The sequence below is a fragment of the Bacillus solimangrovi genome (assembly GCF_001742425.1).
GTDB classification, from domain to species: domain Bacteria; phylum Bacillota; class Bacilli; order Bacillales; family Bacillaceae_N; genus Bacillus_AV; species Bacillus_AV solimangrovi.
This window is the reverse complement of the sequence record NZ_MJEH01000030.1, coordinates 19,250-36,846: the sequence shown is the minus strand read 5'-3', so window position 1 is coordinate 36,846 and position 17,597 is coordinate 19,250. Positions and strand designations below refer to the sequence as shown.

The following is a 17,597-nucleotide window of genomic DNA, read 5'->3' as shown; positions in this document are numbered from 1 at the left end:
TAGAAATAGAGTTAGATTGTTGTGCCAACCAGTATTAAATTAGAATCTTATTCAAAAGCTGAAGTTGTACTCACTAAAAAATACCGCTTTTCAAATCCACCACGTTCACTAAGCTTGTTACGTCTCACTTTTTCAATATCTTCAAATGAATAGTTATGAACCTTTGCTAAAGAATGAATGACCTCCAAAATATCTGCAAGCTCTTCAATTGATTCACAATCACTAGATGATGATAAGTATTCTTCTAATTCTTCGGTTAGCTTATTTCTCAACTCCTTTTGTATATGTCTTTTCATCTAACTGATAACATTCACACTGTTGCCCTTTCTTTTCAATAATATCTGGTATGTGATCACGAACGAGTTTATTATACGTTTTCTTCTTAAATGTCATATCCTCCGTCTCATTGCACAACAATCTAACTCTATTTCTAAAACAACATTTTTTATTAAATAAAAAATTAATACTTATAACCACCATTTTTCTTGCGGGATTAGTTGAGTATCGATTTTGAAGTTTCGTTCAAACCAATCACACATGAGTGTTTTCTTAACAAGATATTCAGAAGCTGAATGTGAAACACCTATGAGAGACATTGCTGTATTAGAAGCATACTCCATCATGTGATTGTATCTCTTCTTTCCATAATCGTTATCAATGTGACAATGAATTTCGCCAGTTATGTACGCTTGTACTCCCTTTTTTTCCGCTTCCTTCATCCATTCAACTTTGTCTCCGCACCCTGCAACGATGCCAATCTTGTTAATGTTACTTAAGTATTGCCCTTCAAAATCAACATATGGAATCTCAAAAATATCTTTCAAAGTTTCGATCAAATCAATCGTATTTGTTTCGTCAATTTGACAAACAAGTACAAGGTTTTCTCCCTGTTCATTTGCTAAGCAACCTTAGCATTTAATGCATGTGCTATCGCAATACTCGTTCCTAGTTGTTTATGGTAATCCATCGGTACGTGACAAGTATATACAGACAAGTTCTTCTCTTGCATTCTTCTAATATACTTTTCTTTGATTGGAACAAAACCACGTCCCCAGCTACCGTTTGGATCGCCACACTCCATTAATAATGGATGATGCATAAATAAAAGGTCTCCCTCATTACTCTCCTCTGTAAACCTCTCCAAAACGTTATCTGTTGGGAAGACAGCTAAATAAACACAATTTACTTCTGAAGCTCCTTTTAGCATTAGTCCGTTAAACAATTCACAAAACTCATCTTCAAAAACTAATTTCCAATCATACTTTAAAAGGTCATACACATTAGGAATAAATCGACTAAAAGCAGGATCTTTACCATATGCCTTAATATTGAACTCGTTATCTAATCTGTCTACAACTTCATGTAGAGATACCATTCGCCCACCACCCTTCCATCAATTCCCTTAATTATACATAAATCGTTCTCAACTACAACTTTTATTCATCAAGTTAATAATGAAAATAGTAAAACTTCTATCAGAGAGGTTTTACTTTACCCCCATCTAATAGTTAGTTGAAACAATTATGATACTTGTCCTCCCACTTAAAAGGAATGTTACTTGGTGTATTTTAACTATTTTCAATTTGACAAACATGAAAAAAAGTTATACGGTTAGTTACACGAGTAACTAACCAATAAACCATAATGAGATTGAATGTACTTATAGGAGTGATGAAATTGAAGGCTAGCTTTAATGAAAGGCAGCCTATATTTCAGCAGATTGCTGAAATGATTGAGGATGATATTTTAAATGATACATATCAAGAAAATGAGCAAGTGATGTCAACAACACAATTCGCAAAAACATTCCAGATTAATCCAGCAACAGCTGTGAAAGGGCTTAATTTGCTTGTTGATGAAGGCATTCTTTATAAAAGGAGAGGTCTAGGTATGTTTGTGACTGAAGGAGCAAAGGATAGGATTTTTAAAAAAAGAAAAGCATCCTTTTATCAAGAATATGTTCTGAAGCTGTTAGATGAAGCAAAAAAAATTCAATTATCAGCAGAAGATATTATTAACATGATCAAACAAGAAAAAGGAGGTTGACAAAAAAATGACTACTATTTTAGAAACAAAAAACTTAGTAAAAAGTTATGGCAAAATGGATGCAGTGAAAAATATAAATCTTAAGCTTGAGCAAAATACAATTTACGGTCTACTAGGGAAAAATGGTGCAGGTAAAACAACTTTATTAAATATGATTAGTGGACACATTTTTTCTGATCACGGCGAAATAAAAATATTTGACACTATATTAAATCCAGGTGATAGTCCTATAAACTTTTGTTACATTAAGGAAAAATCAATTTACTTTAATCGTTCAACTGTAATGGAAATACTAAAATTTGCATCCTCTTTTCATAAGCATTGGGATTGGGATTATACTAACCATTTGATCAAAACATTTCAAATCAATCCAAATAAGAAATTTAAGAAGCTTTCTAAAGGAATGGAATCAATAATAGGAATTATTATTGGTTTAGCGAGTAGAGAACCCTTAACTATATTTGATGAACCTTTGTTAGGATTGGATGTGGTAATGAGGGAAAAATTTTATAATGTATTATTGGAAGATTATGCCGAAAATCCTCGCACAATATTACTGTCTACTCATTTAATAGATGAAATTTCTAAAATTGTTGAAAAAGTATATATTCTAGATCAAGGTAATATCAAACTTTATGATGACATAGATAACATAAGGAATCAATCCAATTACGTAAGTGGCAAAGGAGATATATTAGTACCATTTCTTGAAGAGAAAAATGTAATTCACAGAGAAAATCATGGTCAGTTAACGATTGCAGCTGTGTATGATTCATTTAATGAAACAGAGATAACAGAAGCAAATCAATTAGACATTTCTATTGAAGCAATGCCTTTACAGAAGTTTTTAGCCTACTATTGCGCTGGGGGGGATCAAAATGAGTGAAAATATCCAGTTTTTGAAAATCAATATGAAAGTTATGAAAACTATACTATATGTTTTGTTGATAGTTATAGGGATTAATATAATTATTGATCTTATTTTAGGAAATACGGATATTGGTAATAAGGGTGTATCGTATGCAAATTCTCTTTCAGTTTTCCTCATTATCATTGCAATCGTTAATCCAGTTTATATTTTTAAAAGGTCTATTCATTTAGGCGCAACTAGAAAAGATTATTATTTAGGTGCTTTGCTCTCTTATATTTTTTATGCAGCTGTATTTTCTGTATTGAATATATTTTGGTTGGTAGTTGAGAATCATTATTTAATAGAATTTATGGAATATTTTAATATTTTAATTATATTTGAATGGGATCGCTACGGTATTGTTGAAATGTTTACGTATCAGTTTTTTGCTTACCTTTTGTTAATGTCACTTCTGAATTTATTATTTTCAGCATACAGAAGTATTATAGGAATCGGAATATATATCGTGCTTGTTGCCGGCATTCCTGTAAGTTTATCAATAGGAAGTTTAAGACATAAAGTAGCAGAAGGCCTAACCTTACTGTTATTTAACCCTTCCCTGATCACAGTTGTATTGATTTCATCAATAGGTCTCATATTATTTTTTGCTGCTGGTTGGTGGTTTACGAAGAGAAGAGAGGTTTGAAAAAAATCATAGAATTATAGCTTTGATGTTAATTTCACCTTGATGTATTATTTTCATTTATTATGTAGTTACCCTCTTATAACCTTAATATTCTTTTCACGTGATTTTAATACTGAGCCCCCATAATGAAATGAACCATTTTTTAATATATAAATCTTTGTTTAGCCTGCTACGTGTATCGGCAGGTTTTTCTTCATACACTCTTAACAACATAACTGCTTTAATCACAAACTATAAAATGAAACTTCTATAATATTCTATTGATGGTTATTTGAACTAATCAGGTAATTACTGACGCTTATACCTCAATGGTATGACTAAACCCTCTCCCACTTAAACTTCGTTGATTTTCCTAAGTTTTGAAGTGGGAGTCTTAGCGTCAGTTGAAACGTGATCAATTTTTCTATCTGAAACACTTCCTTTAATCCCATATCTCCGATAATACGTTGGTCGTTTTTATGAATGTTGAGCCCTTCCCACTTTTCTTCATCTTGGAAGTCATTAAATCGATTCCTCTTATAAGGGAACAAACCTTTGTATACATTTATCGTCCATTCGAAAGTAGTTCGATTTGGGAGCTTATCTTCATAACCGGCAAGTATGTCTTCCATCATCTGTTTCGTAAAGGTTATTAACAGAGTAGCCTTTCTGTTTCTAGATAGTGCAAGTGAACACCACATTTTACGATTTAATTATGATGATTTTCAAAAAAATCAGGTAGCTTCCATGCACTGAACTATTTGCTACTTCTTCATCTACTGGTGTAAAACAAAAAGCCACTGGAATACAAGAGGTGCACCTTTTATATCCTCCGAGAACTTCATTTGTTCGTTTTATTTATTTGACTCTGTTAAAGTTTAATGTTGATATTTTATAGAAATAATAGGACTCCTAATTATATGGAAGTCATATACTGTATTATTGTTTTATGAAACTAACGCACCCTTTAGTTTAAGATTTATTATCTATATTTTCACTGTGATTCTTCTTTTCTGCATAATAATTCCAAAAATAATAGATAGACCAAAATATAATGATTACTAAAAAAATATAATAACCTCTAAAATCATCAGGAATGAAGAACAACAGTATTAGAGCAGTAATCGAAAAGGGGGGCATAAGTATCCAATAGCGTTTATTCTTAAAGTGTTTAATAACATATACCTCCTTTGCAATATTTATACCTTAAACTTAGATAACCTAATTGTATTATAGATTTCAACACCGTCTTCACCAACCAACTTTAACAGAGCCATTTTTAAAATAATTTTGTGGATTTTACCATAAATTAGATTTGTTAGTCAATAATCCTAAAAACACTTTTCAACCTCTCAATAAACCTAAAAACGATTACGTTATCTTGTTGCATCCCACTCTGCATAAAACTGTTCTAAATATGTTTCTAGAAATTCATGCCTTCCATTGGCTAAATCTCTTCCAACATTAGTATTCATACTATCTTTTAATTTTAATAATTTTTCATAAAAATGCATAATAGCTGTATCGTTACCTGAACGATATTCTTCTAATGTTAAGTTATCTCTAGGTTTCATATCAGGGTGATGAATAGGACGTCCTTTAAAACCGGAGTAACACATAACCCTAGAGATGCCTATAGCTCCCATTGCATCTAATCGATCCGCATCTTGTACAACTTGACCTTCTAAAGTAGACATTTTCTTTTTCTGTGTGCCACCTTTAAATGAAATTGTTGTAATGATTTCAAGGACATGCTTTGTCGATTTATCATCAACCCCATTTTCATCTAGCCAATTTTTCACTTTATTAACTCCAGTGATTTCATCTTGATTTAGTTTTTCATCAGCAACATCATGTAATAATGCAGCTAGCTCACAAATAAAGATATCTGCATTTTCTTTTGCTGCAATCGTTTTTGCCATTTCAGTTACGCGATGAACATGCCACCAATCATGCCCACTTGTATCTCCTCCAAGTTCTAACATCGCAAATTCTCTAGCTAACTTAACAATTTTTTCTTTAGCAACATTTACATTCTTCACTATATTTACTCATCTCCTTAATCTGTTATTAACTGTTAAAATTATCTGCACACTCATTTTTTGATAACCCTTTTGTTCCTTCTACTCTGAATTGATTATTCCAAAAACAATCAAGTAACTCAATCTAAAATTGCACAAAAAAGAACATATCCAATTTGAATATGCCCTTTTAAATAACATATACCTTGTTTTTCACGTCTAACCTGAAATGCATTCTTTCTGTTTCGTTAAGTTCTTCTCAAGAATATCAGCATATGGAATACACATGTTGATGAGTGGGCCACTTAAAGTTGCAATTAACAATGTTCCAATACCAATTGGTCCATTAAATATAAATGCGAAGATCAATAACCCAACACTGACAACCGTTCGTGAAACAGCGAAGCTCCAACCCGTTTTATTCCGTAACACAAGCATGGAACGATCCATCGGTATCGGTGCAAAGTTAGCTTGTAAATACGTTGCAATACCAATTGCTGATATAATCATTCCAATCGTAAACCAGACGACCTTCCATACGAGAATGTCTGGATGCACAAAATCTCGTAACACAAATAACCAGAAATCAATTCCGATGCCCGTAATCAATGAAGTTAATAATGCCAAATATTCTGGTCGTTTCCGTTCAGCAAGTGCATTACCTAATACCATTATTGCACCAACGATAATTTCCCAACTTCCTACCGTTAATCCAACCGTCCGATACAGACCAACTAGTAATGCATCAAACGGAGACGTCCCCAATTGTGATTGAATCGTTAAGGCAATTCCGAGCGTTAATATCAAAATACCAATTGTATAAAAATTCACTTTTAACCATGATAACCTCATCGCTCTCTCTCCCAATTATCTATATTGAATAGAATTCATATCTTACACTAGATGCATAAAAATAACAATATGTTAATAAAATTAAACTTCCATCAATGGCTGTTTTCCATCTTGTCCATCTGATTAGTAAAATCAATCAAGTAACTACGGACGCCTTTTCACCCACTTAAATAACGTTAACTTTTTTTATGTAATAAAGTGAAAGTGTTAATGCCAGTTGATAAGTAATAAAACTTAGCCTTGAGCAAATGAAATTTATTCTACTTTCAATACAACGAGTCTGAACTGGCTGACATCAGTATAGTTACAATGTCTAAAAAATTCAATACATAATCATCATTTCAGCGAGCACAATATGAGCGTAAGACAATTATGAAACAAAAGGTGGGAGATAATTATGGCTAAGAAAACGAATAAAAACGATGCACAACAAAAACATAAACGTGGGTTTGAAGAGAAGCAATTTGATACTGAATTTGGCAATGAATTTGGTAGTGCTCAAGCTAATCGTTACAACGAAGGTGGCGCACAATCAGGAACGAAAAAGTAACTGTATCCTGTAAGCATACTTAAGTTAAAGCTTTCTGATTATGTTGACTATACGATGCATTGACGAAATAAAAGAATAGAAGTCACATCTACACCCCCATGTGACTTCTATTCTTTATACTTGATGACCCATCTTTCCTAATAATCGCTCTAATTCCTCATAGTCAAAATTTCTACGACTTGTATCTTCTTCTAAAGAAGTCCATTCTATTGCAGAAAATTCAAAACCTAATTTAGCAGCAAGTGAAGCAATTTCTTCAGCAGTTGCTCCTTTCGCTAAATGCTTCATCAAACTCTCATCCTGTTCAGCAAATTCTAAAAAACGGACAAGATGTACTAATGCCAATCTTTTCACACCTTCTTCCTATTCTATTTGGAACAAAATCAATTCTTCTCTGCATGTTCAATTTTCAACATAGATTCTAAGTGTTATCAAGAATTACAAACGTATGTAACGAATCTTGATTATTGATCACACAACATATTATTCGTGAGCAGGTCTATTATTTGGTATTTAATTCATATAAAATGTGACTATTTTATCGTTTTATACCTCGTTATGTAACTTTATTACTATTTTAACACATATTTCATTTACATCACACTAAATCTTTGTAACTATTTGAGTAAGAAAATTACAAATATTCTCAATCTAACAACAAATGAATATAGCTTGAAATGACTGTAAATTTTTCATTCATAAAAAAACCCTTCCATATAAGGAAGGGTTATTCATTCACTAACACTTGTACATATATGCCTTGACTTGCAGTTTCTTTTGATGTTGTTTTCCAATTTGGATGGACGACTAAAATGTATTGTGAGCCTGCTTTTAATGGGTCTGTTGATTGAATACTTAACGTTCGTTTATCGATTAATTGGGAAGTATAATCAACTTCTCCTCCACCGAGTTCAATCAATTGAATTGTATCCGTTGATATCGTATCTTTGTCAATCGGCTGTGTGAAACGAATATCAATTGCTTTTTCAGGATCAATCTTCTCAAGAGGCTCTAATCCATGATACTCTTTATAATCTTCGAGTAGCATTGCTAAATGTGCATCAACTAAAGGTGTCTCGGTTTCAACATCTGGATCAATTCCTTGCTCATTGATCTTGTTATGTTTTGGAGTATAAAAACGTGCATTGCTTATTTTCAAGGCACTTTCATCTGAAAGTTCATATAGTGCCTGCATAAGTCCTTTTCCATATGTAGTTTCTCCATACAACGTTGCTGCATTGGCATCTTTCACAGCTCCTGCAACAACTTCTGATGCACTTGCACTCATATCATTGACAAGTACTGCAGGTTTTCGTTGAAACTGTGTCGTTTGTACGAACGCAGGGAGTGTATAATTACTAACTCTGCTTTCAACGATTAGTGCATTTTTCACTTCAGGAAAAAGACCGATCATACGTTGTGAGGCGGTAACATAGCCACCTGGGTTATTTCGCAAATCGACAATCCACTTTTTCACATCTTCCATTTCACGTAACGCTTTTTTCATTTCTGGAACGGTTTGTTCATTAAATACTGAAACATTCATATACCCAATGTTTCCACCTAATTTTTCCGCTGTTACGCTTGAAAGTTGAATATTTTCACGTGTCAACTGGATGATATACGGTGTGATCGTTTCGGCATGCTGTAAGGTCAACATAACAGTTGTACCTGCTTCGCCTTTAATCTTACCCGTCACTTCTTCAAGCTCCATCTCTGCAGTCTCTTCACCATTGATTGCGATCAATTCATCATCAATTAGAATACCACTTTGAGCAGCTGGACTATTTGGGAAGACATTCGTAACACGAACACCACGCTCACCTTTTTCAATCATGATTCCGATCCCTACGTAAGACTGTTCAATGCTATCTACAAATGTCTGTAATTCTTCTTTCGTCAAATAGGCTGTATATGGATCAAGATGCTCAAGCATCTCCTCAATCGTAGGTTCCTCTAATATTTCTTCATCTAACTCATCTACATAATATCGTTGTAATAGCTCACGAACTTCATCAAGTGGTGAGGCCGCATATGCAGTAGACGTAAAGGTGAAAATCCCTAACAGTAATACTGTTAAAATTTTAATCTGCAATATTCTTACTTTCATAATCTGCGATCTCCTTATCATAAGAAAAACATAAAGTGCGCTTCTATCGGTTACTAACATGAAAACTTATGTTATAAAGGTAAGCCGATAGAACTTATAGCTAAACATTTCTATATGGAACACTTTTTCTATTAATAAAGTCAAACTTCCATCAAGTCATGACTGATGTTCAAGTTTCATATGTATTTTTCAATCATAACGCCCACTTCTAAGTTTCAAACAATCTACTCGTTCTTCTCATCCATGTACATTTTTCACTAAGCGTAAAAAATTATTAATTTAGTAAAACGTGCAAAGGTAGAACGACAGACCTTTTAGATATATTTCTATTTTATCTTTTATTTAACAAATATGATACTATTAATTTACTTATTTTTTACCATATTTGTTGCTAATTGCTGTGATAGTATATATTTTCGTAGTAGAAATTCACATTTTTCTTCAATAGAAGAGATTTCACAACCGTATCGGAATTCACCATCTGTTTGTCGTTTATTACGAATGATAACTTGAACATCGATAGGTAATTGTTCATCAGTAAAATGAATATTATAATGGTTCTTTTCATTTAGAGAACGATTTGCTGTTAAACCAAATCCGTTTCGACTAATATCTACAATTAAACCTTCAATGTTTTCTTGCTCGTGTTCAGAACGTGCACATCCCTTCATCTGTACAGGAATGTGTCCGCTAATACGCGGGTGCTTACGCTTCTCATTCGGAAATTGCTCATTAAATTGTGGAATGAGCATATATAAGTTATTGTCATTTATCTTCAGAATTTGTGTCTCAAATTCAACCCCAGTATATGAACACGTTATGTGGTCACCTGCATTGTAATCTTCAACATTCTTCACAACAACCTTCATTAATTCCCCTTCAAATAAGTAGAGTGCACCTGTGCTTAACAGTTCATCCTTTTTAAGCTTTATGTAATCCATAAAACTCATCCCCCACACCATTTAAAATAACGTGAAACTTATATAAGTTGGGATTTCCCCTTATCCCTTACTTACGGTCAGTTGAAACAATCAAGTAATGGCTGACCTGATACATCTGAACACAACAATCTCTCTTAACTCTAAATATAAATTGCTACATCACATAGGCTAGTATTATAACATGAAAAAGAGTAAAATATGTTAAATATTGAAGGATCTTATCCTATATAAAATGAAAATTCCATCAGTGGAAGTTTTTTGGTAAGCTTCACTAATGGTTATTTGAACCAATCAAGTAATGACTTACGAATATACAACACAATGGAGATGATCAAGTGCTTCTTCCTCTTAAACTTCTCTAATCCTCCAAACTTTTAAAGTAGATGTCTTAGCTTCAGTTCAATCGTGATATGCTTAATAGTGTAAACTAAAGAAAAATAAGGTATTATATAATATAGTTTACGAGATTTATAGTTAATTTATTTTACTTTTTTTAACATTTTTGTGAATTTATAATATTAGTTTGATAATATTTATAATTAAATAGTCGACCACACATTCTTACACTGAGGCAAACGAGCCTTACTTTGTAAAGACATGTAAAATACACAAATCTATCGGTAATAAGCATGTTATGATCTTACCTTTTAGACAGGCTCATTTAGCTACACATTTATAAATGATATTTTGCCCCTTTTTTCTGAAGTATGTTCAATCTTCTTGTAGATTCAGAAAGGTTGTGAGTAAGTTGTTAAAGGATAACAAGCCCCGTTTTTATATAAAAAACGGTGTCATGTTTGCATTTATCTTTACAGCTATTTATGCACTAATTGGTAGCAGTGGCATTTTGCTACTCAACACCTACATCAATACGATTGCAAATGATATTCAACACTATAATACGTTAGTTCATTATAAAAGCTGGGTATTTCTCCTGTTCACTTCTTGTATTATGTTTTACATAGCGTACCGTTTTATTTTTCGTGATAGAGTATACATTAAAAATCTATTAGACACACGCGAAAAATTAGACTTATACGGTGAAGTGTTCAAGCATATGCATGAGGGGTTAATTATTACAGACAAAAATGCAAAAATTATTGAGGTTAACCCATCATTTGTAGAAACGACAGGTTATACAAAACATGAAGTTTTAGGGAAAAATCCGAATATTTTAAATTCAAACATGCATTCAAACGAATTTTATAAAACGATGTGGAACGAAATAGATAAACAAAAGACATGGTCAGGAGAGCTTATTAATCAACGAAAAAATGGTGAAGTATATCCAGAACGGCTAAGCATTACATCGATAAAAGATATTAATGGCAAAACGAAAAACTTCATCGGCGTTTTTACCGATATATCTAAGCAACGACAAGCTGAAGGGAAAATCGAATTCCTGACACACTATGATTCGTTTACGCGTTTACCTAAGCTTCAACTATTTATGAAGCATTTAACGTATTGTGCAACGAGTACCGAGTATGATAAAACTGGTTTTTCCTTATTTATTATCGACATCGGAAAATTAAAACAATTGAATGCTGCATTCGGTTACAAAGTTGGTGATGAACTCATCCAACGTGCAGCAACGCGTATCCATCATCTCTATCGTAGCCATACGTTAGCACGTGTGAATTCGAAGGAATTTGCACTTATCTTACCGAGTGTAACAGAACGGGAAGAAATCACATTTGAAGTCGATAAAATCTTAAAAGGACTTGATGCAGGTTTCGTTATTAACGGCGAACACCTCTTTATTAGTGCAAACATCGGAATTAGTACGTTCAAACATGATAGCACTGATCCAGAAGAATTATATAAGTATGCCCTTCTTGCCAAAACAGCTTCTAAGGAAAATAAGCGAGCATTTCAATGTTTCGGCGATCAATTGCAATCTGATATTAAGCGTAAATTAACGTTAGAGTCACATCTTCATAAAGCTCTCGAAAATAATGAACTGTTGCTCTATTACCAACCGCAAATCGACTTAAAAAGTGAGCAAATTTGTGGACTAGAAGTACTGATGCGTTGGAAACATCAAGAACTTGGAATCGTTTCTCCCGTTGACTTCATTCCACTTGCTGAAGAGACAGGGTTAATTATCCCATTCGGTGAGTGGGTGTTAGAAACAGTGTGTAACAATCAAATAAAATGGGCAAAACAAGGCTATGAACCGATAAAAACAGCGATTAACTTATCACCTAAGCAATTCCAAGACCCGAATCTCGTGAAGACGACTAAACGAATCTTAGAAGAAACAGGCGTTAATCGTTCGTTAATTGAATTTGAAATAACCGAAAGCCTTAGCATGTTTGAAAACAAATCGGTTATTAATACGGTAAAAGATTTACGAAAATTAGGAATTGAAGTATCGATAGATGATTTTGGAACCGGACATTCGAACTTAAGTTATCTTCAGAAACTTTCAATTGATATCTTAAAAGTCGATCGCGCATTCATCTGGGATATTCCAAATAACAAAAGTAATATCGCCTTAACAAAAGCAATCATCGCCATGGCACATGAGTTAAATTTAAAAGTCGTTGCAGAAGGCGTAGAAACTGAGGAACAATTAAGGTTTTTGCAAGAACTCGAATGTGAATTTGCACAAGGCTTCTTTTTCAGTAAACCGTTACCTGAAAAAGAAACACTCGCTTTACTTCAATCAACTAATGAAATAAATCATTTATCTCATTAGTTTAAACACATCTTACTGATAGTGGATGTGTTTTTTACTTCTTAACGGATAATGCTAGTTTATATGTAGAAAGGGTTGTAATCATGACTTATCTCATCATCTTATTAGCAGGAATAATTGCAGGGTTTTTGAATGTTGTTGCTGGAGGTGGCTCACTCATTACGATGCCAATGCTCATCTTTCTTGGCTTACCATCAGCAATGGCAAATGGCACAAACCGTATCGCACTAATGGCGCAAAACATCGTGGCAATTGCCTCATTTCGTAAGAGTGGATATTTTGATTGGCGCTTAAGCACAATGTTAGCTATCCCTGCTGTCATCGGCTCTATTGTTGGTGCGAACGCTGCAATTCAGCTTTCCGATGAATTATTTAACAAAATTTTATCAGTCGTGATGGTCATCGTACTTATCCTCATCATTTGGAACCCAACGAGTAAGTTAACAGAACAAGCATCCGCTTCTAAGAAACATCGCTTACTCATGATCATTTCGTTCTTCTTCGTTGGATTTTATGGAGGATTTATTCAAGCAGGTGTTGGTTTCATTATTATCGCAACATTAACTCTTATCTCAGGCATGTCACTAATTAAGATTAATAGCATTAAAGTATTCGTTGTCGCCGTCTATATGTTATCCTCATTAATTATCTTCATCATTAACGGTCAAGTCGCATGGGGATATGGTCTTACATTAGCTGTTGGAACGAGTATCGGCGCGTTGCTAGGTAGTAAATTCGCAGTTAGTAAAGGTGAGAAATGGATTCGACTCATCCTTATCATCGTTGTCACTGTCATGTCGATTCGTTTATGGTTTTTTAGTTAAATTAAGCTTCCGTTCTAACGCTACTTCTACGTTTTGAAGTAGCGTTTTCTTTCTCCTTATCACTTCTCCAATTGTCACGAACTATTCTTATATTCCTTCAATTCATTACTATTGGTATATTTGGTAGTATAGTATAATTGTGGTAAGAACGTAGGAGGGATGGCTGTGAAGTTAAAAACCAAACTAATTAGTGGGGTTGTAAGCATTTCCGTATTTATCATCCTTGCATGTTCGCTCTTCTCATACTTATCCATACATAATTTTTCTGAGAATGTTAATACAATGACAGACACGTTATCAGAGAATGTTAAGCGAGATGTTAGCGGATTTTCAGGGCATTACGCAGGTACGATGATCCACTTAGACGGGAAACGAACGATTGAACAACTCGATCAATTATTCGATTCTGCAAAATCCAATTTGACCATTCTTAAAGAGCTAACATCCGCCACAAACGGGAACATTGACGAAATACAGACGCTCTTTTCACAATATGTCAAACATGATCCAACGATGAATTCTGTCTTCGTACATACTAACCGCATCAATTATTCTACCAATTCAAATGACCTACTCAATGACAACATTCAAGACCAAGATTGGTACATTCATGCACGTTCCTTAACTGAGAACAAATTTTACATATCAAACGTCATAGAGAATGGTGACAATCCGTACGTGACAGTTAGCACCCCAATTGTAATCGATAACGAAACAACTGGTGTTATCGGTACACATCTCTCATTAGAGAACATCCAACGTTACGTATCAGACGTGAAAGTTGGACAAACAGGATATATTATTTTACTAGATGGCGCAGGTACAATTATTAATCATCCTGATCAAACACTAATTCATCAACCTGTTTCAACATTGCCTTACTACAAGGACACAACAGATGATGGCAAAGTCATTTTAGACATTGAACAAGTAAGCTACTTACCGATTACAGATGAACAATCAAACTGGTCAATTTTATCAGTCATACCTGTTGAAGAAATCCAATCATTCTCAACTACAATTTCACAAAATATGAGTAAACAAATTAACAGTGCGAACGAAAAAAACGATGCCATGCTTCAAACGATGACGTCTATTCAAGGGCTCGTTATCCTCATCCTGATCGGATTGACAGTATTTATTAGCTGGATGATGGCTCAATACTTTATCCGTCCAATTCAGAAGCTGTCCCTCTTTATGGAATCAGTTGCTAGTGGCGATTTAACACAAACAATGACAGTGAAATCGAAGGACGAAATTGGTTCACTACTAAAATCCGTCAATAAAATGATTGATAGCTTACGGACAATTGCTACAAGCATCAATCACTTAACAGAAGATGCGAAAAAAGATGCACACATTCTTCAAGACCAAGCTGAAACCTCTGCAAATGTTTCAACAGTGATTACAAGTGCAATGGATGAAGTATCTTCAGGCTCAGAGTTATTAAGTACTGACCTCGTGAATATGTCAAATCATGTGAATGATAATGTATCATCGATCAATACGATGAACGAAAATCTAACAACGATTTCTGATCACTCAAGAAAAACGATGGAAGCATCCGAACATGGGCGTCATGCAATGGAAGAAATACGTGGTAGCATGCAAACCATTGTTAAACAGAGCAATGAATCTTCACATCTGATGAAGTCACTCGATACACGCTTACATCAAATTAGTGACATCACACAGTTGATTCACGATATCTCTGAACAAACAAACTTACTTTCACTAAATGCATCCATTGAAGCAGCACAAGCTGGTGAACATGGACGTGGATTTGCAGTTGTAGCTCAAGAAGTGAAGAAGCTCGCCCAACAAAGTAGTGAAGCAGTCGACAGTGTCTCAACGTTAATTCAAGAAATTCAAGCTGATTCGAAGAAAAGCTTAGCCTATATTGAAGAAAATCAATCGTCAATTGATGACGGAGCCAAGCTCGTTCATAAGAGTGAAGAGAGCTTTGTACGCATCAGCGATTTTGTCAAAGAATTATCAACTGACATTGATCACATTGCTCTTGAAAGTGACAAACTAACCGAAAGTAGCAAAGAAATACTAGATTCCATTGAACGGATAACTAGCGTTAGTCAAACGACTACAGCTGGCGTTGAAGAAGTGATGGGCACATCCGTTGAACAGCAAAATACAGTTGAGAAAGTGAACAACATTTCAACGAACCTACGCAAGCTAACCGAACAATTACAAAAATCCGTTTCCACATTTAAACTCGAACAAGAAAATGATACTGAGCATGAGTAAAGTTAACGTGGCTACACTTTAAGTTTTTTTAACTAAAAGTATCCTTTGAAGCGTTTCTGTTCATTCAGAAATGCTTTTTTATTCCTAATTGATATGATATTAGTTTAAAACTATGGCGTAACCTAGCTTTTTTAGGTGTGCGCCATTTTATTTTTAAATAAAGATAATTTCAAAACTCATTCCCTTCTTTATTTACAATAATTAACTTTTTGTTTTCAAGGTCCTCACGAGTAGTATTATGAAGTATCCATACTTGTATATCTGTTTTACTCATAATTATTAACAAGTTTAATAGTAATGTTCAGGATTTTGGTGCTCTTATGGATACAATGGAATTTGTGATGAAGGTCTCAGCCATTCTTCTCATCGTTACAATTCTATTAAATGTAATTACTTTGATTAAGTATCGAGTCAGAACAGTCAAGTAGGCTGAGAATTTCCCAGTTATTAATCAGGAAAGTGTTAGTTGAGAAGCACTTCAAAAAAATCGACAAAACGCAGAGGATGCTCTAACCTCTGCGTTTCGTCTCAACGATTTTGTATATGATGTTCAACCTATAAAACAATCAATTTAGAACATATTCAAACTCTATTTGAGACGAATTAGGCTACAAATTATGTATGGCAAGCTCGTCTCCTCTTTTCTTTCCAAAATACGATTGTGAGAAGAAGTAATAATAACGGTATAAACTTAACTATTATCGTTAGACTGCTTGAACCGAGGAAAATAAATGAGACAGGCAGAGAAGTGATAAAACTAATCAACATGTATATCCATGACTTTGTTAAGATACCAATGACACCTGAGATGACAGACACGCCTAATACCATTTGCCACAATAGAATAATTATCATTAATGTATTCAATAATCCCCACCCCAACTACTAGTCATATAGAAAATTTTAACATATACCATCAAACTCCTCTACCTTAACGTCAATTCATTCCGATATTTTTATAACCTAGTAAGACCATCTCTCCACCTTTTGCATAAGGTAAAGAAACTGATATTTTTACAATTAAGGAGAGACGTACATCATGACACATTCTTATATCGACATGCTTGCAAGTTTCGGTGTGCACAGTGCACATCCTGGAGGAATTGATTTCTCAAAGCAATGCCTTAAAAATGAACAAATCGATGAACAGTCTGTTATTTTAGATGCAGGTTGTGGGCTGTGTGAAACGAGTGCATGGATGGCAGATAACTTTGACTGCGAAATTTATGCATTAGATAACCATAAACATATGCTTGAAAGGGCAAAATCACTACTTCCTAAAGAGCTTTCATCGATTAACCTCGTGAATGGTAGTGTTGAAAAGATGCCTTTCTCAGACGAAACTTTTGATCTTGTCTTATCAGAAAGTACCGCTAGTTTTACAAATACTTCAGAAACGTTAAGCGAATATTATCGTGTCCTTAAACCAGGTGGTACATTACTAGCTATTGAAATGACAAACTCTGAAGCTGACAACGACATCATTAGAGATTACAAAAGTTTCTATCATATAAACGAGCTCTATTCTAAAACTGAATGGGTCGATGCCTTAACGAACGCAGGTTTTTCTAGTATCGTTGCCTCACCTGTGCCTCCTAATAAAGGTTTTACACAATTATCACCAAGTGAAAACATTCCTGCTGAACATATACAGTTATTAAATCATCATCAAAATTTAGTCGAAAAATCGAACAACAAGATTGTAGGATATCTATATCGTTCTAAAAAGTCCTCAAAATCGTGACAAGCGTA

General features: G+C 34.0%; 17 protein-coding genes and 2 pseudogenes. 9 read left to right on the top strand and 10 right to left on the bottom strand.

From position 1 onward, the window contains the following. Nucleotides 1–47: 47 nt before the first annotated feature. From BFG57_RS11350 to BFG57_RS11345, 3 genes and pseudogenes are all read right to left on the bottom strand, one after another. Nucleotides 48–296 (bottom strand): nucleoside triphosphate pyrophosphohydrolase, encoded by a 249-nt coding sequence (locus BFG57_RS11350; RefSeq protein WP_342670307.1) that lies wholly within the window; start codon nucleotides 294–296, stop codon nucleotides 48–50. Beyond that, nucleotides 262–393, bottom strand: coding sequence for a hypothetical protein (locus BFG57_RS19515; RefSeq protein WP_342670306.1), 132 nt, complete (start codon nucleotides 391–393; stop codon nucleotides 262–264). Before BFG57_RS19515 ends, BFG57_RS11350 begins: the two co-directional genes overlap by 35 nt. Nucleotides 394–467: 74 nt before the next feature. Beyond that, nucleotides 468–1,375 (bottom strand): annotated as a pseudogene (locus tag BFG57_RS11345) (Nif3-like dinuclear metal center hexameric protein). A 296-nt stretch (nucleotides 1,376–1,671) separates the two neighbouring features. On the opposite strand from BFG57_RS11345, the gene BFG57_RS11340 reads away from it, so the two are divergent. Genes BFG57_RS11340 through BFG57_RS11330 form a run of 3 tightly spaced genes read left to right on the top strand, consistent with a single transcriptional unit; the run spans nucleotide 1,672 to nucleotide 3,602 of the window. Further along, a complete protein-coding gene (locus BFG57_RS11340) occupies nucleotides 1,672–2,046 on the top strand; it encodes a GntR family transcriptional regulator (RefSeq protein ID WP_069717608.1) in 375 nt (124 codons plus the stop codon). A gap of 7 nt (nucleotides 2,047–2,053) precedes the next feature. Further along, nucleotides 2,054–2,932: an ABC transporter ATP-binding protein gene (locus BFG57_RS11335; RefSeq protein WP_069717607.1), complete on the top strand. Its 879-nt coding sequence runs from the start codon at nucleotides 2,054–2,056 to the stop codon at nucleotides 2,930–2,932. Further along, nucleotides 2,925–3,602: a hypothetical protein gene (locus tag BFG57_RS11330; RefSeq protein ID WP_069717606.1), complete on the top strand. Its 678-nt coding sequence runs from the start codon at nucleotides 2,925–2,927 to the stop codon at nucleotides 3,600–3,602. The genes BFG57_RS11335 and BFG57_RS11330 overlap by 8 nt, the downstream gene beginning before the upstream one ends. A 317-nt stretch (nucleotides 3,603–3,919) precedes the next feature. Here BFG57_RS11330 and BFG57_RS11325 read toward each other — a convergent pair whose 3' ends face one another. The 3 genes from BFG57_RS11325 to BFG57_RS11315 all read right to left on the bottom strand — a co-directional run bounded on the left by BFG57_RS11325 (nucleotide 3,920) and on the right by BFG57_RS11315 (nucleotide 6,454). Continuing rightward, on the bottom strand, nucleotides 3,920–4,213 hold the full coding sequence (locus BFG57_RS11325) for a hypothetical protein (protein ID WP_069717605.1): 294 nt from the start codon (nucleotides 4,211–4,213) through the stop codon (nucleotides 3,920–3,922). Nucleotides 4,214–4,957: 744 nt separating this feature from the next. Next, a complete protein-coding gene (locus BFG57_RS11320; protein ID WP_245676745.1) occupies nucleotides 4,958–5,623 on the bottom strand; it encodes an HD domain-containing protein in 666 nt (221 codons plus the stop codon). A gap of 198 nt (nucleotides 5,624–5,821) precedes the next feature. Beyond that, a complete protein-coding gene (locus tag BFG57_RS11315; RefSeq protein WP_069717604.1) occupies nucleotides 5,822–6,454 on the bottom strand; it encodes a YczE/YyaS/YitT family protein in 633 nt (210 codons plus the stop codon). Nucleotides 6,455–6,851: 397 nt separating this feature from the next. On the opposite strand from BFG57_RS11315, the gene BFG57_RS18955 reads away from it, so the two are divergent. Then, the gene (locus BFG57_RS18955) at nucleotides 6,852–7,004 is read left to right on the top strand and encodes a hypothetical protein (protein ID WP_175428332.1); all 153 of its coding nucleotides are present in this window, start codon (nucleotides 6,852–6,854) and stop codon (nucleotides 7,002–7,004) included. A 114-nt stretch (nucleotides 7,005–7,118) separates the two neighbouring features. Here the strand turns inward: BFG57_RS18955 and BFG57_RS11310 are convergent, their stop codons facing one another. The 3 genes from BFG57_RS11310 to BFG57_RS11300 form a co-directional block, all read right to left on the bottom strand. Then, a complete protein-coding gene (locus BFG57_RS11310; RefSeq protein WP_069717603.1) occupies nucleotides 7,119–7,349 on the bottom strand; it encodes a Nif11-like leader peptide family natural product precursor in 231 nt (76 codons plus the stop codon). 382 nt (nucleotides 7,350–7,731) lie between these two features. After that, nucleotides 7,732–9,114 (bottom strand): S41 family peptidase, encoded by a 1,383-nt coding sequence (locus BFG57_RS11305; RefSeq protein WP_069717602.1) that lies wholly within the window; start codon nucleotides 9,112–9,114, stop codon nucleotides 7,732–7,734. A gap of 365 nt (nucleotides 9,115–9,479) precedes the next feature. Continuing rightward, nucleotides 9,480–10,055, bottom strand: coding sequence for a PilZ domain-containing protein (locus tag BFG57_RS11300; protein WP_069717601.1), 576 nt, complete (start codon nucleotides 10,053–10,055; stop codon nucleotides 9,480–9,482). A gap of 739 nt (nucleotides 10,056–10,794) precedes the next feature. Between BFG57_RS11300 and BFG57_RS11295 the strand changes: the two genes are divergently transcribed. From BFG57_RS11295 to BFG57_RS19635, 4 genes and pseudogenes are all read left to right on the top strand, one after another. After that, nucleotides 10,795–12,759, top strand: coding sequence for a GGDEF domain-containing phosphodiesterase (locus BFG57_RS11295; RefSeq protein WP_245676744.1), 1,965 nt, complete (start codon nucleotides 10,795–10,797; stop codon nucleotides 12,757–12,759). A gap of 83 nt (nucleotides 12,760–12,842) precedes the next feature. Next, nucleotides 12,843–13,583, top strand: a complete 741-nt coding sequence (locus BFG57_RS11290; protein ID WP_069717600.1) for a sulfite exporter TauE/SafE family protein — start codon at nucleotides 12,843–12,845, stop codon at nucleotides 13,581–13,583. A gap of 159 nt (nucleotides 13,584–13,742) precedes the next feature. Continuing rightward, nucleotides 13,743–14,876, top strand: a pseudogene (locus BFG57_RS19640) (cache domain-containing protein); the annotation flags it as partial. Beyond that, nucleotides 14,871–15,845: a methyl-accepting chemotaxis protein gene (locus BFG57_RS19635; RefSeq protein ID WP_425388510.1), complete on the top strand. Its 975-nt coding sequence runs from the start codon at nucleotides 14,871–14,873 to the stop codon at nucleotides 15,843–15,845. The pseudogene BFG57_RS19640 and the gene BFG57_RS19635, both read left to right, overlap by 6 nt. A 615-nt stretch (nucleotides 15,846–16,460) precedes the next feature. On the opposite strand, the gene BFG57_RS18640 is transcribed toward BFG57_RS19635, so the two are convergent. Further along, complete coding sequence (locus BFG57_RS18640; RefSeq protein WP_139125127.1) at nucleotides 16,461–16,712, bottom strand: hypothetical protein; 252 nt, start codon at nucleotides 16,710–16,712, stop codon at nucleotides 16,461–16,463. A gap of 172 nt (nucleotides 16,713–16,884) precedes the next feature. On the opposite strand from BFG57_RS18640, the gene BFG57_RS11280 reads away from it, so the two are divergent. Further along, on the top strand, nucleotides 16,885–17,589 hold the full coding sequence (locus tag BFG57_RS11280; protein WP_069717598.1) for a class I SAM-dependent methyltransferase: 705 nt from the start codon (nucleotides 16,885–16,887) through the stop codon (nucleotides 17,587–17,589). Nucleotides 17,590–17,597 lie beyond the last annotated feature (8 nt).